Source organism: Corynebacterium crudilactis, from assembly GCF_001643015.1.
Classification (GTDB): Bacteria; Actinomycetota; Actinomycetes; order Mycobacteriales; family Mycobacteriaceae; genus Corynebacterium; species Corynebacterium crudilactis.
Genome location: NZ_CP015622.1, coordinates 1,195,397 through 1,217,088, shown reverse-complemented (window position 1 = coordinate 1,217,088; position 21,692 = coordinate 1,195,397). Strand labels below are relative to the sequence as shown.

The following is a 21,692-nucleotide window of genomic DNA, read 5'->3' as shown; positions in this document are numbered from 1 at the left end:
GATGAATGAATGGTATATCGTTCTCCCCGTCACTGTTCTGCTTATTGTTTTATCCGCATTCTTTGTCATCATTGAATTCGCTTTGCTTGCTGCACGGCGAAATCGTTTGGAAGAAACTGTAGAAACCTCCCGATCTTCCCGCGCAGCTCTACGTAGTCTCAATGAACTCACGCTCATGCTCGCTGGTGCACAATTGGGCATCACTGTAGTTACTTTCGCACTGGGTGCAGTGACGAAACCCTGGGTGCACCATGCGCTAATGCCGCTTTTTGAGTGGGCTCATATCCCGCTGCTTGCCGCTGACATCATTGCATTTATTTTGTCCTTGTTTATTGTGACCTTCTTGCACTTGGTCATTGGTGAAATGGCGCCTAAATCGTGGGCAATTGCGCATCCGGAGACCGCTCTGCGCGCTATTGCTTTGCCTGCGCGTGGGTTTATTAATCTTTTGCGTCCCTTATTACAGTGGATTAATAAAATGGCTAATGCGTTGGTGCGCAAAACTGGTGAAACTCCAGTTGATCGAGCTGCAGCAGGTGGATACGATGCCGATACGCTGTTTACGTTGGTGGAACATTCCCGATCAACCGGTGCGTTGGATCAACAATCCGCCGCTCAAATCAGTGGCATTATCAAGTTGGAGAAAACCACTGTTGGCGAAGCTCTCGCACATACTGATACTGCGCCCATCACAGTAAGCACCAGCGCCACAGTTGCTGAGGTACAGGCCGCAGCTAAGCGCTCCGGTCAATTGCGCGTGCTTATCGACGTCCCCTCCGGCGCAATCCCTCACGTTGTGCACGTCCGCGACACCTTGGCTGCTGCTGAAGATGAACAAGCCATCCAATGGTCACGGCCAATCCTGAGTATTTCTGCGGATACTACCCTGCAGGAAACCTTGGATATGATGCGCCAACATAGTGAACAGATTGCTGCGGTTATCTCTACTGAGGGTGGTAGTAGTGCGGTCCTCGGTGTGATTTCCTGGGATATTTTGCTGGGATACATGTGGCCCGCTACGGCTTAAGCAATCAATGATTAAAAGGCGGGATATCAAGGTTATTGATATCCCGCCTTGTCTCATGGACATGCACGTTGTGGTTGTGCAAAATTCACAAGTTAATTAACAAGACTTTCCAAATTAACTTTCTAGACATCTCGTGCGCTTAATTTAATCAGCTGAACCTGATTTTAAGAGTTCTTTCCCCCATTAATTTGGCCTTATCTCTTAGCCTATCTAAAAACTCAACAGGCACATTGTGAAGCCATGTCACATTGAAAGAAAAATGCGCACCTCTCCCCGATTACTTGGACTCCTCCTCTGCACCCCACTGGCAGCTACAATCAGCACCCCACTGGCAACCGCTCAAGAACCAATGCTCCTTGATTCCAGTGCAATCGTCCCACATGTAGCAGATTACGGATTTTATGTCGATGCTTGGCATACCAATGTGCCTACTGACCTCACTCCATCACATAATGCAGCCGTAGGTGTCTTAAGTGAGATGCTCACACTGTGGACTCCAGGTTCGGAATGGAATACTGGCACTAAGCTCAATGCCTCCGTGTTAGATTCCAACATTGCACAATCCATCGCTATTTCTCGCCAGGCAACCGATGCAGAACAAGAACGAGCCTGGGTAATTGATCGTCGCAACCAGAACTACACCGCAACTGATGGACTTGGCGCCTACGCTGACCGCTACCGCACCTCCGCTCAGGTCGGAACATCCATCCCGAGCACAGTGCCTGATGATGCACACACCATTAAGCACAGCGATGAAGGTAACGCCAATGGCAATTGGGCGGAATCTGGCGGCGAGGTCGGCTCCACAGTTGATCTGATCGAAGCCATCCGTGGACACTCTGCAACCAGTAACAACGCCAAGAATTTTTACCAATATCCACGCCCATACCGCTGGACCGAATCGATTGAACCAGAACTGTGGGGCGAGGGCGTAGATATGCCCGTTTACGCTTATCCTTTACGCAAATCTGAAGCCGAAGCTTCAGGCGATGGTGGCTTCCCATCTGGTCACACATCCGCAGGAGGAATGGCGACCAACGGACTTGCATACGCATTCCCACAACAATTTGATGAACTTCTCATGACCTCTGCGGAAATCGGTGAAAGCCGTATCCAACTCGGTATGCACTCCCCACTTGACGTTATCGGTGGACGTGTCCTCTCCACTGCAATTACTGCAGGTGCGCTCAACGATCCATCCCTCGATTCGATTAAGACTCAAGCTTTTGATGATGCCCAGCTCTGGCTGAGTAACCAAAACGACATCACGCCAAATAACCGCAATTTTGATGAACAACTCGCCGAATACACCTCTTACCTCACCTTTGGCTTTGAACAATCAGGTGACACCTCCGAAGCAATGCGCGTCCCCAAAGGTGCCGAAGCCCTTCTAGAGACCAGGCTCCCCTACCTTAACGACGATCAACGTCGTTGGGTTCTGCATTCCACTGGACTTGAATCTGGTTTTCCTATCCTTGATGATGTCGAAGGCTGGGGTCGTCTCAATCTTTATGCAGCACAAGCGGGATACAGTGCCTTTGATACCAATGTTGAAGTAAACATGGATGCATCCACTGGTGGATACTCCGCTGCCGATAATTGGCAAAATGATATTGAAGGAGCAGGAAGCCTCACTAAGAATGGCTCCGGCGAGCTCACTTTGTCTGGAGACAATACCTATACCGGTGGCACCACCATTAATGCAGGTACTTTGGCTGCGGCTTCCCCACAAGCCCTAGGATCTGGAAACCTCCATATCGGAGCCGATGCAACACTCAAGCTAAACCAGCCTATCTCGATTACTGGCTCTGCAGCATTAGACGGCACCTTGCAGGTATCTCTTCCTGATAATGCAGATCTTTCCACCGGATTTGTGGCACTTAATGCAGCATCCACTTCAGGTGAATTCGATAATGTGATCGTTGACGGTATCGATAATATTTCTGTCAGCTATGAAAATGGATCAGTTCTACTGACATCCGATACACCTAACGATGATAAAGAATCAGGTTCCTCCACTGGTGGAATCTTCACTATTCTAGCTAGTCTTGGAGGCATTGCAGCTCTCATCTTTGGAGCTATTACCCAGTTTGGCCTCCCACCTGCCATCAAGGAAATGTTCCGCCTCTAAATTTTCATCTCACATCTCAAAGTTCCTATGATATTCCCATGTCATAGGGACTTTTTATAATGCGGCTACGCCGAAGGGAGGCGTCGAAAAGCAATTTTAAAGGCGCTCAAAAATAGCCCCTAAAAGCGGGCAGACCACGCTGAGCGCGTCTCGCACTCCCCCTGCCGAGCTGGGTGCATTGATAATAAGGCTGGCGCTGGAATCGCGGGCGCTCAAGCCCACTAAGCCACGGGACAAGCCTGCCTGTGCGGTATTGGATAAACCAGAAAATAAAATCTGTGTCATGAGACCTGGAAGTAACGTATCGATATAGGACTCCGTGGCTTCTGGGGTGCGGTTACGTGGCCCCACCCCAGTTCCGCCGATTGTCACGATCACGCGATCCCGGCGCGCCAGTGCTTCACCTAATTCGCGATGGACTGCTTCAAAGCCTTCTTCCACAATGGTGACCTTAGAAAGCTTAACGCCGGCTTCTACTAAAAGTTCTGTGGCAATTGTGCCCGCTTTATCTGTTCGCTCTCCAGAAATTATTCGATCGGACACGATAATGACACAACCGTGAAGCTTCTTTGTTTGTGTAAGCATCTTTCCCTCCTCAGGCGGGGGTATTTAATACCCTATTTCCAGTGTAAATAAATTTATGAACTTATGAATGTTGATACAAGCACAAATTCATCTACCTGCATAAAGCGAATTAAGCTACAAAAGTGTTGCGTAATTAAGTACGGGAATTTCCGTATTTAAATAGACAGTCGCAGGTCAGAGCTGTTAAATTAAGTCTTATCACAGCCGTAGGGTGGGCTTGTTGGAAAGCCCTTCCGCTTACACACGAAGAGGCATCACGTGACACAACTCAACACAAAAGGCGTTGTTCTCCAAGGGTGGGATCCCGAAGATCCTGACCATTGGGACTCAAAAATTGCATGGCGAACACTGTGGATCACCACCTTCTCCATGATTATTGGTTTCTGCGTTTGGTATTTGGTTTCCGCCATCGCTCCTCTGCTCAATCGCATCGGATTCGATCTTTCCTCCGCACAGCTTTATTGGCTTGTTTCCATCCCAGGACTTGCTGGCGGTTTAATCCGCTTGATCTACATGTTCCTTCCCGCGCTGCTCGGCACTCGCAAACTCGTGGGCATCTCCTCAGCGCTCTTCCTCATCCCCATGTTTGGTTGGTTTCTCGCGGTTCAGGATGCTTCCACTCCTTATTGGTGGTTGCTCACCCTTGCAGCACTTACTGGCATCGGCGGAGGTATCTTCTCTGGATACATGCCTTCCACCGGCTTTTTCTTCCCCAAAGCTAAATCTGGAACTGCACTGGGCGTTCAGGCAGGTATCGGCAACTTGGGTGTGTCCATCATCCAATTCATGGGCCCCTGGGTCATGGGTTTTGGTCTTCTAGGCATCGGTTTTCTTAGCCCACAGCGCACTGCGGAAGGCTCCACAGTATTTGTGCACAATGCCGCAATTGTGTTGGTGCCATGGACAATTCTTGCTGCTGTGTTGGCGTTTCTCTTCCTTAAAGACATCCCCATCAAAACAAACTTCCGTCAGCAAATCGATATCTTTGGCAATAAGAACACGTGGATTCTTTCCGTTGTGTATTTGATGACTTTCGGTGCTTTCGCAGGTTTCGCCGCGCAATTCGGCCTTATTATCAACAACAACTTCGGTATCGCTTCCCCGATGGGAGAGTCTTATCCAGCAGAAATGCTCCACGCTGGCGCTACCTACGCATTCCTTGGGCCATTGATCGGAGCTTTGGTGCGCGCGGCATGGGGACCACTGTGTGACCGTTTTGGCGGCGCCATCTGGACCTTTATCAGTGGTATCGGAATGATCATCTCCACTGCAGCCGCTGCGGTCTTCCTCAATAAAGCCCAGACTCCCGATGATTTCTGGCCATTTTTATGGTCCATGCTTGCACTGTTCTTCTTCACCGGTTTAGGCAACGCCGGCACCTTCAAACAAATGCCGATGATCTTGCCGAAACGCCAAGCTGGCGGCGTCATTGGCTGGACAGGTGCAATCGGAGCTTTTGGCCCCTTCATCGTCGGTGTCTTGCTCTCAGCCACCCCAACCGTGGCTTTCTTCTGGGGTTGCGTGGTGTTTTTCATCATCGCTACCGCTTTGACCTGGATCTACTATGCGCGCCCGAATGCTCCATTCCCGGGATAACTCGAAAGGCTAATTCATGACTACTTCCACGTCGCAGTCCACCTCGTCCTCCCCGTCATCGGACAACACTAATCCCCTTTTTAAACTCGGCAGTTTCTTAAGAAAAGGCACCGTTGGTGCTGAAGGTCAGCAGATCTTTTTGCAGGGCGGACGCCAAGCTGATGTGTTTTACCGCAATCGTTGGGCATTCGATAAAGTCGTGCGTTCCACTCACGGCGTGAACTGTACTGGCTCTTGCTCCTGGAAGGTCTACGTCAAAGATGGCGTGATCACCTGGGAATCCCAGGCTGTGGACTATCCCAGCACCGGCCCCGATATGCCTGATTATGAACCACGCGGTTGCCCTCGCGGAGCCTCATTTTCTTGGTACACCTATTCCCCTACTCGCATCCGGTATCCCTATATCCGTGGCGTACTCGTTGATATGTACCGTGAGGCAAAACAACGCCTCGGCGACCCAGTTCTAGCTTGGCGTGAGATTGTAGAAACACCTGAAAAGCGCAACGCCTATGTGTCACAGCGAGGCAAAGGCGGGCTTATCCGCGTCCAATATGAAGAAGCCATGGAAATTGCTGCAGCAGCCCATGTGTACACCATCCGCCAATATGGCCCGGATCGCATCCACGGATTCACGGTCATTCCAGCAATGTCCCAAGTCTCCTATGGTGCTGGTACCCGCTTCTTGCAGACCATCGGCGGAGTCGCACTCTCCTTCTATGATTGGTACGCAGATCTCCCACCTGCTTCCCCACAAACCTTCGGTGATCAAACCGATGTCCCCGAATCTGGTGATTGGTACAACTCCAGTTACCTGATGATGTGGGGTTCTAATATCCCGGTTACCCGTACTCCTGATTCCCACTTCATGGTGGAAGCTCGTTACAAGGGCACCAAGGTTGTTGTGGTCTCCCCGGATTTCGCCGACTCCACGAAATTTGCCGATGAATGGGCTCGCATCCACCCCGGAACGGATGGCGCCTTAGCTTTTGCCATGGGGCATGTGATCTTAAAGGAATTCCATGTTGCTAAAAAGACTCCATATTTCATGGATTACATGCGCAAATACACTGACTCTCCGTTCTTAATCGAATTGGATGAGCACGGTGATGGCGGCTATACACCTGGAAAATTCCTTACTGCTGACCGTGCCGCTGATATCTCACCGGCTTTAGCTACTACTCCAAATGCCACTCACCGTCTTCTTGTGTTGCAAAAAGATGGCTCTGTTGTTGATCCCGGTGGCACGGTGGCAGACCGTTGGGGCGAAGAAGGCATGGGCAAATGGAATCTGCGCCTAGATGGAGTGGATCCTGTCATGTCTATTGCAGAGGTCGAAACTGCACAGACTGATACTGCCGAAGTTCTTTTCCCACGCTTTGATCTTCCAGCAACGGCAGCCCAAGAAGGTCCCGTCGGCGCTGGCACTATCAGCCGTGGCGTACCAACTATCACCTTGAATGGTCGGAAATTCACCACCGTGTTTGATGTCTTGCTTGCCCATTACGGTGTGAACCGTGAAGAGCTAAATCTGCCTGGTGAATGGCCGAAGGATTTCCAGGACCCAGTGATGGGCACACCTGCCTGGCAGGAAGAGCTCACAGGCGTACCAGCTAATCAGGCCATCCGTTTAGGCCGCGAATTCGCTCACAATGCTGAAGAATCCAAGGGACGTTCCCAGATCATCATGGGCGCTGGAGTGAACCACTACTTCCACGCGGATTCCATCTACCGCACCTTCCTGGCGCTGACCTCCATGTGTGGCACTCAAGGTGTCAATGGTGGCGGTTGGGCGCACTATGTTGGCCAAGAAAAGCTCCGCCCGATGAATGGCTGGGCACAGTATGCTTTTGCCACAGATTGGCAGCGCCCTCCTCGCCAGATGATCACCACTGGTTTCTATTATCTGACCACTGACCAGTGGAGATATGACAACACTCGCGCTAACCGTCTTGCTTCTCCACTGGCTAATCGTGGCACCGTGGGGGATAAGATGACGGCAGATACGCTAGTGGAATCCATGAAGCGTGGTTGGATGCCATCCTTCCCGCAATTCAATCGCAACCCGCTTCTCCTTACTCAGGAGGCTGAGGAAAAGGGTGTGTCGGTATCGGATCATATTGTCCAGCAGCTCACTGATGGTGAATTGCAGTTCGCGTGCGAAGACCCCGATGCACCAGAAAACTGGCCTCGTATTTTGCTTAACTGGCGCACCAACTTGATGGGCTCTTCAGCTAAGGGCACAGAGTTTTTCCTCCGCCATATGCTTGGTGTTGATTCTGATGATTCTGCGCAAGAAAATGCACCTGAAGATCGACCAGAATCCATTGTCTGGAGGGAGAAGGCTCCAGAAGGAAAACTCGATCTCATGCTGACCACGGATTTCCGCAATACTTCCACCACTTTGGTCTCAGATATCGTCCTGCCGGCAGCTACCTGGTATGAAAAACACGATCTGTCTACCACAGATATGCACCCGTTCATTCATTCCTTTAACGCAGCCATCAACCCACCGTGGGAAACCCGCACTGACTGGGAAGTTTTCCACGATCTGGCCAAGGAGTTCTCCGCCCAGGCCGAAACCTGGTTGGGTACCCAGACTGATGTAGTCACTGCACCTATCGCGCATGATTCGCCAGATGAGCTGAATATGCCCGGTGGCATCGTGCCGGATATTAAGGACGTAGGTTTGATCCCTGGCAAGACCATGGCCAAGATCATTCCGGTCGAACGCGATTACTCCAAGGTGTATGAAAAGTGGACGCACTTGGGGCCACTAACGGCCAAGGCTGGCACTGGTACCCATGGCACGGCTTTCAATGTGAGCAAGCAGGTGGACGAGCTCGCGTTGATCAACGGCACCTCCATGACGGAATCTGCAGGTGAGCGCCCACAGCTGGATTCTGCCATCAAGGCTATTGAGATGATTCTTCACCTCAGCGGTGTGTCTAATGGTGAAGTTGCTGCAGAAGGTTTTAAGAACCAAGGCGCACGCGTGGGCACTGACATGATGGATCTCATTGCAGATCATGAAGGCACCCGCATCAATTGGGATCAGGTCAAGGAACGCCCGATGGAGGTCATTACTTCTCCGGAATGGACGGGCTCCAAAAAGGATGGGCGACGCTACACGGCGTTTTCCATCAACTTGGAATATGACAAGCCATGGCACACGCTGTCTGGTCGCATGCACTACTACCTCGATCATGATTGGTTTATTGATTATGGCGAGCAATTGCCTATCTTCCGACCCCCACTGGACAAGATCCACATCAACGGTGAAGTAGGACCGGGCGAATCCATCACTGGTGCTGATGGCGAACCAGAAGTAACCGTGCGTTATCTGACCACCCACAACAAGTGGTCTATTCACTCGCAGTATTACGACAACCTCCACGTGCTGTCTATTTCTAGAGGTGGACAGGTGATCTGGATGTCTAATAAGGATGCCGAAAAACTTGGCATCGCGGACAATGACTGGATTGAGGCTTATAACCGCAATGGTGTGGTCTCTGCCCGTGCGATTGTCTCCCACCGTATTCCAGAAGGCACGGTGTTTATGAACCATGCTCAGGAACGCACCGCTGGCACCCCGCTTAATGAAAAGTCCGGACGTCGCGGTGGCACGCATAACTCCCTTACCCGAATCATGATTAAGCCGGTCCATGTTGCCGGTGGCTATGGCCACTTAACGTATGGCTTCAACTACATCGGACCTACAGGAAACAACCGCGATGAGGTCACCAGAATCCGTCGCCGCTCCCAGGAGGTGCAGTACTAATGAAGGTCATGGCTCAGATCGCAATGATCATGAACTTGGATAAGTGCATTGGCTGCCATACGTGTTCTGTCACGTGTAAGCAGGCATGGACCAACCGTCAAGGCACGGAATACATCTGGTTTAACAATGTGGAAACCCGGCCAGGTGTGGGTTATCCCCGTGGTTGGGAGGACCAGGAGAAATGGGAAGGAGGTTGGATCCGTACCAATTCTGGCAAGTTGAAGCCCAAGGCTGGTGGCCGGTTGAAGAAGCTGGCCACGATTTTCCACAATCCGAAGCTGCCTACAATTCAAGATTATTATGAGCCGTGGACGTATGAATACGACAAGCTGCTCTCTGCGCCAGCTGGTCAGAAAACACAGCCCACTGCGCGTCCAATCAGCCAGCTGGATGGCCGACCTATCGATAAAATTGAATGGTCTTCCAACTGGGATGACAACTTGGGCGGTTCTACCACCACGCTTGATCAAGATCCTGTGCTGGAGAAAATGAACCTCACAGTGCAAAAAGAAATCGAAGATTCCTTCATGTTCTATTTGCCTCGTATTTGTGAACACTGCCTCAACCCAACGTGTGTGTCCTCGTGCCCTTCCGGCGCAATGTACAAGCGTGCGGAAGATGGCATTGTCTTGGTGGATCAGGATCAATGTCGTGGTTGGCGCATGTGTGTCTCAGGTTGCCCGTATAAGAAGGTCTATTTCAACCATAAATCCGGTAAGGCCGAAAAATGTACGCTGTGCTATCCACGTTTGGAAGTTGGCCAGCCAACGGTGTGCTCCGAGACGTGCGTGGGCCGCTTGCGCTACCTAGGAGTATTGCTTTACGACGCCGACCGCGTCGCCGAAGTCGCTGCGACACCGGACGAGAAAGATCTTTTCGAAGCCCAAAAGACACTGTTCCTCGATCCGCATGATCCTCAAGTAGTTGCTGATGCACAGCGCAACGGCATTCCGCATTCCTGGATTGAGGCAGCCCAGAACTCTCCGATCCATGATCTCATCTTCAAATATGAAGTGGCGTTGCCGCTGCATCCGGAATACCGCACCTTGCCAATGGTCTGGTACATCCCGCCACTAAGCCCTATCGTTGATGAGGTCACCGCATCGGGCAACGACGGCGAAGACCATAAGATCTTACTCACTGCTCTTTCTACCATGCGTATCCCTTTGGAATATCTGGCAGGCCTTTTTACCGCCGGCGATACCCGACCTGTGGAGAAGTCTTTAAGGCGACTAGCTGCTATGCGTTCCTATATGCGCGATATCAGCTTGGGGCGCGAGCCTCAGGAAGACATCGCCCAGGCAGTAGGCATGACGGGCAAGGTCATGCAGGAAATGTATCGCATCCTAGCTATCGCGAAATATGACGATCGCTATGTTATCCCCACGACCTCCCCAGAAACCCCACGCGGAATTTCTTCCCTGGATCCTTTTGGCGATGTTGATCCAGCGCGAGCCGCAGAACAGCTCAATGCTGGCTTGGGTGAAGGCGCACCAGAGGCCTGTGGTGATGGTGGTTGCGGCAGCGATGCGGAAACTACCGGTGGGCGCGTGAGCTTGACCTCCTGGAATATCGGCGAACGCCCCGCATCCATGTTCCCACCAAGGAAGGACTAAAACGATGCGCACACATGTCGGTAAAGTCCCAGAGCACTTTGTTCCTCGCATTTCCATGACTGAGGCACAGCGTCGCATTGTGTTCATGCTGAATAGTTTGTTGTTGGATTATCCAGAAGAAGGATTCGTCGACAAGCTTGATGCCGTCGAGGCACAACTTGATGCCCTCCCGCTTCCCGTCGCCGCACAAGTGGTCGAGTTTATCGATGCGGCACGCATCAGTGGGCCACGCGCGATGCAGGAAACCTATGTGGAGACCTTTGACCAGCGCCGACGCTGCTCGCTCTTCCTGTCTTATTACGCCGTCGGCGATACCCGACAACGCGGCACCGCGATCCTCGCCTTCCGCCAAACCCTGCAACAGCTGGGCTTTGAATCCCAACGCGATGAGCTGCCGGACCACCTCTGCGTCGTGCTTGAAGCCGCAGCACTCGCCGAACCTTCGCTTTTCGACGCCGCCACCGAGGTTCTTGCCGCCCACCGCGACGGCATCGAAGTGCTGCGCGCAGCACTAGACAACCTCGACTCCCCGTACCGATTCCTCGTAACCTCGCTTTGCCAAGCCTTGCCAGAAATCACCGAGGAAACCGCGAACAGTTATCTCGAACTCATTACGAGCGGTCCACCAGCAGAAATGGTGGGCATCGGCACGCCCCTCCCCTTTCCCACATCACAACCGGACATTCATTAGGACACGCTATGTCAAACTTTGAAACGTTCCTCTGGGTTGCCTACCCCTGGCTATGCATCGCAGCCTATATCATCGGCATTTCTTGGCGCTGGCGCGCAGATCAATTCGGCTGGACCACCCACTCCTCCCAAATCTACGAATCCAAACTGCTCCGCATCGCCTCCCCGCTCTTCCACTGGGGCATGGTCTTTGTCGTCATCGGCCATCTCATGGGACTTGCCATCCCCAAAAGCTGGACCCAAACAGTAGGAATTTCCGATGCCGCCTATCACCTTATCGCCACTATCCCCGGCACCATTGCCGGTATCGCCGCAGTCCTTGGCCTCATCGGATTGATCGTACGACGCGTGATTAACAAAACCGTCTTCCTCTCCACCTCTAAATCCGACAAAGTCATGTACGTCCTGCTGGGAGCTGCAATTTTCTCCGGCTTCATCGCAACCGTCTCCACCCAAATATTCGGCGGCGCACACGGCTACGACTACCGCGAAACCATCTCCCCATGGCTCCGCCAACTCCTCATCTTCAACGCTCAACCTGAACTCATGGCCGATGTCCCATGGGAATTCAAAGTCCACATCATCGCCGGATTCACACTCATCGCACTCTGGCCATTTACCCGCCTCGTCCACGCATTTTCCGCCCCAGTCGGATATCTCACCCGCCCCTACGTTGTCTACCGCACCCGCGACACGACCTCAGAACCAGCCCGACAAAACGTGGCCTGGGAACCAGTTCGATCCGTGAAAAACCAACTAGACAACAACTCCCGCTGGCACGGAGCCTAAACACTTCCCTCTCAAAAGCCTCCTTGCTAAAAACATAAACGTTTTAGCAAGGAGGCTTCGCTTTGCACGTGGACAGTAAAAAATTGTTTAGGGTTTACCAGTACTAAATATGTTATGATTTTGGGTATTTATTTAGTAGAATCACCCACTTTTCTTTATAACATCTGCTAATGCAGCCAAAAATGTCATCACAGCGGAGAAAACCATAAAAGCGAGCCTGACGTGAAACAACAAGACGCCCCCACCGCGGCAACAGAACTTTTTGCCGAGTCCTACAAACTCAGCCCAAAGCAACGCGAAGTTTTAGATGTTTTACAGACGTTCCCCGACGGTGCACGCGCCCAAGACATAGCCAAAAAACTCGACCTCCACGTCAACACCGCACGCGGACACCTCGAAGAACTCGTAGCCAAAGAAGCCATCCGAGTAGTCACCGCAGCAGCCAAAGGCCGAGGCCGCCCCTTCCTCATCTTCCAGACACGCGTCCCCGACAACAAAGCAGTCGCAAAAGAGTACATCACGCTCATCGAGCTCATGGCCAATATGCTCGGCGATGTAGAAGACGACGCTTTAACAAACCCCGCACTGCGCACCAAAGCACGAGAAATCGGCACCCAATGGGCACACATCATGGGCATTGACCACGCAGAAGCCGCAGAACTCGACGAAGCCCTCTCCCCCTTAATCACCCGCCTCCGCGAAATGGGCTTCGATCCCACCACCACAGAAAACACAAACGAAGCAGAAGCATCCCTCGCCCTCCACAGCTGCCCATTCGTTGTCAATGACAAACGCCCATCCTCATTTGTCTGCGCCATCCATGCAGGCTTCATCCAAGAAAGCCTCGGCAGCAACAACCAAATTCACCTAGAGCTCAAACCCCTCAACGCGCCGGGAACCTGCAAAGTGCATGTGCTCAACAAATAAGTGCGATACGCCTATTTAAGGCCTTCAGATTTCAGAATGAGTGTTTGTATAGACCACACCTTGATCGACACTTAAATCGCGCTGTGTGAAGGCTCTATTTTTCAGCTTTGAGCAGGATTTTTATCTCGACCAAATGAGCATGCCCACGAAGCCCTATTTTCCAAGATGTGGGCACCTGTGACCGGTTTCGGGCGCAGATACCAAACCACCGTGCCCACGGCTTAGCTTTTTCGGCTTCCTGCATCTGTGTCTGGTTTTTATCTCCTCACCAGCCTGGCACATAAAAAGGGCCTTTCAATCCACTATTTTTAGTAACTCGAAAGGCCCTTTAAAAAATATTACGGCTGGTTAACTTCAACCTTGACTGGTCCAGCAACCTCAAGCTCGAGCACCTTAATGCCAGCTTCGCGTGCATCTTCCAACACCTTGTCTGGAATTGCCTCGGTAGAAAGCACCATGGCGGTTGGGCCAGCACCTGATAGGTAGGCTGCATAATCGCGGTTACGCAAGCGGTTTACCCACTCAGTAGTCACTGGCAACACCTCTGCACGATACGGCTGATGTAAACGGTCCCGAGTCCCCTCCCACAACAGATCAGGTCGCTGCTGAAGAGCAACAATCATCACTGCAACACGAGAGACATTAAACCGTGCATCAATATGAGTGACCTCAGTAGGCAACACTCGACGCACAGCTTCCGTAGATGCATGGAAATCTGGAACCAACGCAGTAGCACGAATATCTTCATGCACGTTGATAGGAACCGCAGCGTACTTAGGCTGGCTCTTGCCATCCACAGACAAGTTAGTCCACGACACTACTGCTCCACCCAAAACGGAGGCCGCAGCATTATCTGGGTGGCCCTCGAAAGCAGAAGCCAATTGAACAACCTGGTCCTGTGTCAAAGGGAAATCTGCCAGACCATTAGCGGCTGCGACACCAGCTACTGCAGCTGCAGCAGATGAGCCCAAACCGCGGGACTGTGGAATGTTGTTGTGGCAGACTACGCGCAGACCAGGAACATCAGCATCGGCCGCCTTTAAACCCGCCCGAATAGCTTTGACCACGAGATGTGATCCATCGAGTGGGACTTCTCCTTGGCCTTCGCCAAAAACTTCCACTTCGAGGCCTGAAGGGATAATCTCCACCTCTACGGTGTCATATACCGACAACGCCAATCCGAGAGTATCAAATCCAGGTCCAAGGTTTGCAGAAGATCCCGGTACCGTGACGGTTACCTTGCGACCAACGTTCAGTTCAATTGCCATGTGAGTAAAACTAGTCCCTTTCGAGGCGGATCACACTGTTGACTGTCTTCACGACAGACTTAGCCTTCAGCAGGTCAACAGTGCGGGAAAGATCAGATTCCAGCGCAGAGTGAGTAACAACGATCAGTCGTGCATTATCATCGCGCTCTTCCTGTCGGATTGTACGCAGGGAAATTCCTTGCTCAGAGAAGAGGTTAGCCAATTCAGCCAAAACACCCACGCGGTCCTCCACTTCCATGTCGAGGTGGTAGCGAGTGGTGGTGTCACCGAAATCAGCGATAGGCAGGTTTGCATAGGTGGATTCACCTGGTGCACGGCCGCCGTGCACCTTGTTGCGAGCAGCACCAACAACATCGCCAAGCACAGCGGATGCGGTTGGAGCTCCGCCTGCACCGTTGCCGTAGAACATGAGGCTACCGGCAGCTTCTGCTTCCACGAAGATTGCATTAAAGGACTTGTTAACCGACGACAAAGGGTGGGATACAGGCAACAGTGTCGGATGTACTCGAGCAGAAATAGCTGACTTTCCTTCCTTATTAGTAATCTTCTCGCAGATAGCCAGCAGCTTGATGGTGTGTCCGGCTTGCTGCGCTGCTTCGATATCTTCAGCGGTAATGTTGCTGATGCCTTCGCAATGAACATCATCTGCGGTAACGCGACTGTGGAAAGCGATGGATGCCAAAATAGCAGCCTTTGACGCGGCGTCGTGGCCTTCCACGTCTGCTGTTGGATCAGCTTCTGCGTAACCTAGGCGAGTTGCTTCAGCCAAGGAATCTGCATAATCGGCGCCGGTAGAATCCATCGCATCAAGGATGAAGTTGGTGGTGCCATTAACGATGCCCATCACGGACTGAATCTGATCACCTGCCAGGGAGCGGCGCAGTGGACCAACAACGGGGATGGCTCCTGCAACAGCTGCTTCAAAATAAAGATCTACGTTTGCTGCTTCAGCGGCATCGGCAAGCTCTGCAGAATGTGCTGCCACAAGTGCTTTATTAGCGGTAACAACAGATTTGCCAGCCTTCAACGCAGCAAGGACAACCTCGCGTGGGTAGTCAATGCCACCGATAACTTCCACCACGATGTCAACATCATCGCGCTCAATGAGTGAGAATGCATCTTCGGTGAGCAGCTCAGGTGCGACACCTTCACGTGGCTTAGAAATATCAGAAACAGCAACACCACGCAGTTCCAGTGGTCCACCAATACGGTGCGCAAGCTCATCACCGTACTCGGTCATCAGGCGCATCACCTCAGAGCCGACTGTTCCGAATCCTAGAAGGGCAATTCCGACTGCTGAGCCGGGACCCTTGCCGGGGTTAAAGCTTGGGGCAGATGCTGAGGTCATGATTCTCCAAAAATAATCGCGGTCGAGCGTTGTTGTCCTATTACTTTGCTTCGCCACCCTACAGGGGACAAAAACAAAAAGGGTACTAAGCCACTATAGACCAAGCTGTTCATTTTTGCCGTAAAGTCTCAAAATTCAATTCAATTCTTTAGTTTTTGTCTCATAACCAGCGGTGGAACATCATGCTAATTCAAAAAGCCTTCATCAAATACTCCCCCTTGTTAAGTTCGACTTCACAGGAGCGACTTCTCATGCTCAACTTCTTAACAACGACTTCACTATGGAAATTCGAAAAATCGTACTGAAGTCGACCACGGGAAGTCGAATATGCGAAGTCGAACTTTAAGAGCTTAAACAAAACCGCCCTCCACAAGTTCTGTGAAGGGCGGAGGGGCGCGTCGAAAAGCAAAAATCTTTTAGGCTTCGAGCGCCAAGATGTCCTCAAGCGTTTCGCGGCGCAGCATCAATCGCGAGCTACCAGCGCGGACAGACACCACGGCTGGGCGAGTGAATGCGTTGTAGCGGGAGCTCATGGCGTAGCAATATGCGCCGGTGGCAGCCAATGCGAGGTAATCGCCAGCGGTGATATCTGCTGGGTAGACCTCATCATTGATCAAAATGTCGCCGGATTCGCAGTGAGATCCCACGATGCGAGTGTTCACGGCTTCGCCTTCGGTGAAGCGAGAAACCACGCGGGCATCGTATTCAGAGCCGTATAGCGCTGGGCGGATGTTGTCGGACATGCCGCCGTCAACTGCGACGTAGCGGCGGGTCTTATCATCATCAACGTGGACATCTTTGGTGGTGCCCACTTCATAAATGGTGACGGCAGATGGGCCGGCAATCGCACGTCCAGGCTCAACAAGCACGGTCGGTGCTTCGATGCCCAGTTCAGCAGCCATCTTGCCCACTGCAGTGAGTAAGTCAGCAGCGACATCAGTCACGTTGAGTGGCTCTTCAGCTGCGGTGTAGGCAATGCCATATCCGCCGCCAAGATCCAGTTCCGGCAGGGTCAAACCGAGTTCGCTGTGGATGCGGGAATAAAGTCCAAGGACTCGCTCCGCTGCCAACTTGAAACCTTCAGCATCGAATACCTGGGAACCCACGTGGCAATGCAAACCAACAAGGTTAAGGTTTTCGGCGTTGTGAGCTGCTTTCGCTGCCTCAAATGCGGAACCGGAAGCCAGGGAGAAACCAAACTTCTGATCTTCGTGGCTGGTTGCGATGAACTCATGGGTATGAGCCTCAATGCCCGGCTTAACGCGGATCAAAACATCTTGAACTTTGCCTTCACCAGCTGCAACATAGTCCAGCAAGTCTAATTCCTGCGCGGAATCTAGCACCACATGGCCGACACCGTTTTGGACCAAAGCGCGGAGGAAATCCACGCCCTTGTTGTTGCCATGTGCGGTGATGCGCTCTGCTGGAAAATCTGCAGCCAAGGCGATGCCAAGCTCGTTGATGGACGCAATGTCTAACGCCAAGCCCTCTTCATCAACCCAACGTGCAACAGTCTTGGTGAGAAATGCTTTGGATGCATAGTGCACATTTCCAGGACCGCCGAAGGCAGTAGCCATGTCGCGGCAACGAGAACGGAAATCGTCCTCATCGACTACGAACAATGGAGTGCCGTATTCTTCAGCCAAATCCGGCAAAGGCACGCCTGCAACGGTGACAACGCCATCTTCTTGGCGGACAGCGTTGCGTGGCCATACATGGGCCGGCAGTTCATTGAAAGTTTCAACTGTTGCCATTATTACATCTTCTCCGGTGCGGAAACGCCAACGAGGTGCAAAGCGTTAGCAAGTGTCTGACGGGTTGCTGCGGCCAGTGCCAAACGTGCTGAGTGAATTGGTGCGGTTTCTTCATCAGCCTTAGGCAGGATGTGGCACGCGTCGTAGAAACGGTGGAAAGTTCCAGCCAATTCTTCAGCGTAACGTGCAATGCGGTGAGGTTCACGCAGGTCAGCTGCAGCACGCACCACTGCTGGGAATTCACCGAGGGTGCGAATCAGATCGCCTTCGCGGTCATGAGTCAGCAGAGCCAGATCGGCACCTTCTTCAGTAACGCCCACGGTCTCCGCCTTGCGTGCGATGGAGCACAGACGAGCATGCCCGTACTGCACGTAGTACACAGGGTTGTCGGAAGACTGGGATTCCCACAGACCAAGGTCGATATCCAGGGAAGAGTCCACGGAGGAACGGATCAGGGAATAGCGCGCAGCATCAATGCCGATTGCCTCCACCAAGTCATCCAGGGTCACCACGGTGCCAGCGCGCTTGGACATGCGCATTGCCTTGCCATCACGAAGCAGGTTAACCATCTGACCAATGAGAACTTCCACACCTTCAGGCTTGTAACCAAGCGCTGCAGCTGCAGCCTTCAGACGTGCGATATAACCGTGGTGGTCAGCGCCAAGCATGTAGATATTGAGGTTGTGTCCGCGGGAGAACTTATCCGCAACATAGGCAATATCGCCAGCGATGTAGGCCGCATCGCCATCGGATTTGATCACAACACGGTCCTTGTCATCACCGAAATCGGTGGAACGCAGCCACCATGCGCCCTCATTTTCGTACAGGTTGCCGTTATCCTTCAGCGCCTGCACGGCCTTGTCCACCGCACCGGACTCGAAAAGTGAGTTCTCGTGGAAGTAGACATCAAAGTCAGTGCCAAATTCATGCAGGGAAGAGCGGATGTGCTCGAACATCATCTCCACGCCTTCAGCGCGGAAAAGCTCCTGGGTTGCGGCAGGCTCCAAAGTCAACGCTTCAGGATGCTTGTCGACGACTGCCCCCGCGATGTCCTTAATGTATTCGCCGCCATAACCGTCTTCTGGGGTTGGCTCGCCCTTTGCAGCAGCCAACAAAGACAAAGCGAAACGGTCAATCTGTCGACCATGATCGTTAAAGTAGTATTCACGGGTCACCTTGGCGCCGGCTGCTTCCAGCACACGACCCAAAGAATCACCGACGGCAGCCCAACGAGTGCCACCCAAGTGAATCGGTCCGGTAGGGTTCGCAGAAACGAACTCGAGGTTCACGTCCAAGTGAGAAAGGTGATCGGAAGAGCCGAAAGCCTCTCCCTGAGCCAAAATCTTGGCTACAATCTCGCCCTGAGCGGCAGCTGCAAGGCGAATGTTCAAAAAGCCTGGGCCTGCAATATCAGCCTCATCAATGGCCTCATTGGCAACCAAAGCCTCTGCAAGCCATGTAGCCAAATCGCGAGGGTTCTGGCCCACCTTTTTCGCCACCTGCAATGCAATGTTAGTGGCGTAATCACCGTGCTCAGGGTTACGCGGACGCTCTACAACTACCTGCTCCGGAAGAACAGAAGTATCGAGTTCGCGAGAGGTCAAAACCTCTACTGCGGTCTCTTTAATTAATGTTGCGAGATCTGCTGGTGTCATGGGGAGAAATTCTAGCCGAGGTACACCCGTCATACAGAATATGACCCACAGTTATAAGAATTTCCTGCCTTTTTCTTCAAAAATCACTAGGCTATGTAGCGAAAATAAAACTTTAACCAGAAAGTCCTTGGAGCCCCTATGCCCCGTACGACAATGAAAAAGATGTTGGCAGTACTGGCTGCCACCACAGCACTCAGCCCATTTTTAATCTCCACTCCCCTGGCTGCAGCGCAAGAAAACATCACGTGGGAAGAATGCCCACCCCAGGTAGATATTGCCTCAGCACAGTGCGGTCGCATTGATGTTCCAATGCACTACTCAGATCCATCACTTGGCGATATCAGCGTGGGTTTTGTCAAAGTACCCGCCCAAGGACAAAAACGCGGAACCGTCTTCGGCAACGCAGGCGGACCAGGCGGTGATGCCTACAGCTTCTTCGGAAACCAAGCCATGAACTGGCCTGCTGCCATGTACCAAGAATTTGATCTCGTAGCAGTACAGCCCCGCGGTATGGTGGGATCCACTCCAGTCGATTGCAACAACATCGCACCTGGATATGATCCACTGTCCATGCTCACACGCGAAGGTGCCTTTGTTAAAGATTCCTGTGAAATTGGCACCCCGGGATACACCTCCAGCCTGACCACCGATAACACCGCCAACGATTGGGAACGCGTCCGTCAAGCCCTCGGCGAAGACAAGATCTCCATCTTCGGACTCTCCTACGGCACCTACCTAGGCTCCGTCTATGCGTCCCGCTACCCACAGCACACCGACAAAGTTGTCCTTGATTCCGCGATGTCCCCCAACCTCGCATGGAACGGCATTATGGCCTCCCAAGAACAGGGCTACAAAAACTCCCTGAATGACTTCTTCAACTGGGTCGCAGCCAACAATGACACCTATCACCTCGGCGCTACCCCACTGGCGGTCTACCAAAACTGGTCCAACAAAATCGTGGCTGAAACCGGCACCAACCCAACCGTTGCGCCACCACCAGCACAAGTTGGCGATATCCCACCAGCATTCGCCTGGGCAGGACAAACAGGCGCAGATGTTATCACTGCCACCAACCCAGCATCCGTGCAGATCCAAGGTCTGGCATCCCAGCTTTTGAACCCAGGATCCAACCAATCCATGAGCCCACTACTCAATGCCTCCCGCGCTTTGATCCCGCAGCCAACCACATGGCCAATGCTTGCCGACGCTATCGCCGGCCACACCCCGATCCCAGATGTCTCCGAAACTGGCGATGACCCTTATGTCATCGAAAGCATGAACGCCAGCGTCAACATGCAACGCCTGGTCATGTGCAACGAAAACACCGTCGCCCCAGACCCAGTTGCCATAGCCCGCATGGCCTGGACCGGCTTTGTCACCGGCGATGTCTTCGACGTCTACTCCGTGAAATTCAGCTCCGGCCAAGCCTGCTCCGGCATCAACCCGTCCAGCGGACAACAGCCAACCGACGGCTCCCAACTCGCCGTCCGTCCGCTCCTCCTCCAAGGCACCAGCGACCCACAAACCCCATACTGGACCCACGGGGACCTCGCACGTTCCATGAACGCACACGTAGTCACCGTAAACGGCCCAGGGCACGGCCAGGCATACGGCGGAAACAACCAGGCAGTCAACAACATCGTCGTGGACTACCTCCGCACCGGACACGCCACCGCCACCAGTGTTGAGGGATACACCCCTACCCCAATTACAGCTGGCTAATTGCTTTCCGATTAACAAATGGTGATAGAGTTACACCGTTGTCATCACCAATTCGGTGAAGGCAGCGGTTCGCCTCCGTAGCTCAGTGGATAGAGCACCGGTTTCCGGTACCGAAGGTCGTAGGTTCGACTCCTATCGGGGGCACTTTTCACAACACCTCCAACATGCTGTTTCTGCAGCGTGTTGGAGGTTTTGGTTTTCTCCGTAGTGTCTGGCAATGCCTCGTAATGTCTGGAATATAGACCGGATGTTGTGGGATTGTCGTGGCTTTTAGATGACCGAGTGAAGCTGCTAAATCCTAATTCAAACGTCGATTTGGCATAGATGACAGCAGTTTTTTAATTGCGAGGTAAATGCAGTGGCGACCATCAAATAAGAAAAGAGACAAAAGTAGACTATCCCCGAATTATTATTACTAATAATGATTTAGTAATAGATCATATAACTAAAAGGAAACCATGAACGCCACCAACGAACTACTGAAGAACCTTGAGAACACAGAACACAAAGTTCGCAGGCTTGAATCCGAACTAAAGAGCGCAAAAGAAGAGCGCACCCAAACAGCAAAAGCTGCCAACGAAGCCGGAATTACAAAATACCGAATGCCTAAAGTCACTGAGCGGTCAGAACCAACCGTCGCCGGGTGGCTAAAATAAGAAAATGTCCCACCGTCATAAGAAGACGGGAGCATTAGGTTTTATTCAACATCAGCAGAACTACTTCACGCTGATAAAACAGCAAAGAAGCATTCCTCTTCATCAGGTATCTCGGCAGAATCCAAGTGAAGAAGAATCTATCCTCTCTGT

Annotated in this window: 15 protein-coding genes and 1 tRNA gene; 11 read left to right on the top strand and 5 right to left on the bottom strand. The window is 52.3% G+C overall.

Annotated elements, in window-relative coordinates; genetic code table 11:
• Position 1 precedes the first annotated feature (1 nt).
• On the top strand, positions 2–1,027 hold the full coding sequence (locus ccrud_RS05760; protein WP_066565263.1) for a CNNM domain-containing protein: 1,026 nt from the start codon (positions 2–4) through the stop codon (positions 1,025–1,027).
• Positions 1,028–1,286: 259 nt separating this feature from the next.
• Entirely contained in the window at positions 1,287–3,158 is a 1,872-nt protein-coding gene (locus tag ccrud_RS15800; RefSeq protein WP_066565262.1) for an acid phosphatase, read from the top strand.
• Positions 3,159–3,254: 96 nt separating this feature from the next.
• On the opposite strand, the gene ccrud_RS05750 is transcribed toward ccrud_RS15800, so the two are convergent.
• The gene (locus tag ccrud_RS05750) at positions 3,255–3,743 is read right to left on the bottom strand and encodes a MogA/MoaB family molybdenum cofactor biosynthesis protein (protein ID WP_066565261.1); all 489 of its coding nucleotides are present in this window, start codon (positions 3,741–3,743) and stop codon (positions 3,255–3,257) included.
• Positions 3,744–4,001: 258 nt separating this feature from the next.
• Between ccrud_RS05750 and ccrud_RS05745 the strand changes: the two genes are divergently transcribed.
• From ccrud_RS05745 to ccrud_RS05720, 6 genes are all read left to right on the top strand, one after another.
• A complete protein-coding gene (locus ccrud_RS05745) occupies positions 4,002–5,339 on the top strand; it encodes a nitrate/nitrite transporter (RefSeq protein ID WP_066565260.1) in 1,338 nt (445 codons plus the stop codon).
• A 16-nt stretch (positions 5,340–5,355) separates the two neighbouring features.
• Entirely contained in the window at positions 5,356–9,117 is a 3,762-nt protein-coding gene (locus ccrud_RS05740) for a nitrate reductase subunit alpha (RefSeq protein WP_066565259.1), read from the top strand.
• Positions 9,117–10,733, top strand: a complete 1,617-nt coding sequence (narH, locus tag ccrud_RS05735) for a nitrate reductase subunit beta (protein ID WP_066565258.1) — start codon at positions 9,117–9,119, stop codon at positions 10,731–10,733. The genes ccrud_RS05740 and narH overlap by 1 nt, the downstream gene beginning before the upstream one ends.
• Positions 10,734–10,737: 4 nt before the next feature.
• Complete coding sequence (gene narJ / locus ccrud_RS05730; RefSeq protein ID WP_066565257.1) at positions 10,738–11,424, top strand: nitrate reductase molybdenum cofactor assembly chaperone; 687 nt, start codon at positions 10,738–10,740, stop codon at positions 11,422–11,424.
• Positions 11,425–11,432: 8 nt separating this feature from the next.
• Positions 11,433–12,212 carry a respiratory nitrate reductase subunit gamma gene (gene narI, locus ccrud_RS05725; protein WP_066565256.1) on the top strand — a complete coding sequence of 260 codons (780 nt, stop codon included), beginning with the start codon at positions 11,433–11,435 and terminating at the stop codon, positions 12,210–12,212.
• Positions 12,213–12,434: 222 nt separating this feature from the next.
• The gene (locus ccrud_RS05720) at positions 12,435–13,139 is read left to right on the top strand and encodes a helix-turn-helix transcriptional regulator (protein ID WP_066565255.1); all 705 of its coding nucleotides are present in this window, start codon (positions 12,435–12,437) and stop codon (positions 13,137–13,139) included.
• A gap of 338 nt (positions 13,140–13,477) precedes the next feature.
• Here ccrud_RS05720 and thrB read toward each other — a convergent pair whose 3' ends face one another.
• The 4 genes from thrB to argS all read right to left on the bottom strand — a co-directional run bounded on the left by thrB (position 13,478) and on the right by argS (position 19,164).
• Positions 13,478–14,407 (bottom strand): homoserine kinase, encoded by a 930-nt coding sequence (thrB, locus tag ccrud_RS05715; protein ID WP_066565254.1) that lies wholly within the window; start codon positions 14,405–14,407, stop codon positions 13,478–13,480.
• A 10-nt stretch (positions 14,408–14,417) separates the two neighbouring features.
• A complete protein-coding gene (locus ccrud_RS05710) occupies positions 14,418–15,755 on the bottom strand; it encodes a homoserine dehydrogenase (protein ID WP_066565253.1) in 1,338 nt (445 codons plus the stop codon).
• Between the two features lie 416 nt (positions 15,756–16,171).
• On the bottom strand, positions 16,172–17,509 hold the full coding sequence (lysA, locus tag ccrud_RS05705) for a diaminopimelate decarboxylase (protein ID WP_066565252.1): 1,338 nt from the start codon (positions 17,507–17,509) through the stop codon (positions 16,172–16,174).
• A 2-nt stretch (positions 17,510–17,511) separates the two neighbouring features.
• Positions 17,512–19,164 (bottom strand): arginine--tRNA ligase, encoded by a 1,653-nt coding sequence (argS, locus tag ccrud_RS05700; protein ID WP_066565251.1) that lies wholly within the window; start codon positions 19,162–19,164, stop codon positions 17,512–17,514.
• A gap of 162 nt (positions 19,165–19,326) precedes the next feature.
• Between argS and ccrud_RS05695 the strand changes: the two genes are divergently transcribed.
• The 3 genes from ccrud_RS05695 to ccrud_RS05685 all read left to right on the top strand — a co-directional run bounded on the left by ccrud_RS05695 (position 19,327) and on the right by ccrud_RS05685 (position 21,542).
• Positions 19,327–20,886 carry an alpha/beta hydrolase gene (locus ccrud_RS05695; protein ID WP_066569617.1) on the top strand — a complete coding sequence of 520 codons (1,560 nt, stop codon included), beginning with the start codon at positions 19,327–19,329 and terminating at the stop codon, positions 20,884–20,886.
• A 71-nt stretch (positions 20,887–20,957) separates the two neighbouring features.
• Positions 20,958–21,030 (top strand) — tRNA-Arg (locus tag ccrud_RS05690).
• 314 nt (positions 21,031–21,344) lie between these two features.
• Positions 21,345–21,542, top strand: coding sequence for a hypothetical protein (locus tag ccrud_RS05685; RefSeq protein WP_066565250.1), 198 nt, complete (start codon positions 21,345–21,347; stop codon positions 21,540–21,542).
• The last annotated feature ends 150 nt before the right edge of the window (positions 21,543–21,692 follow it).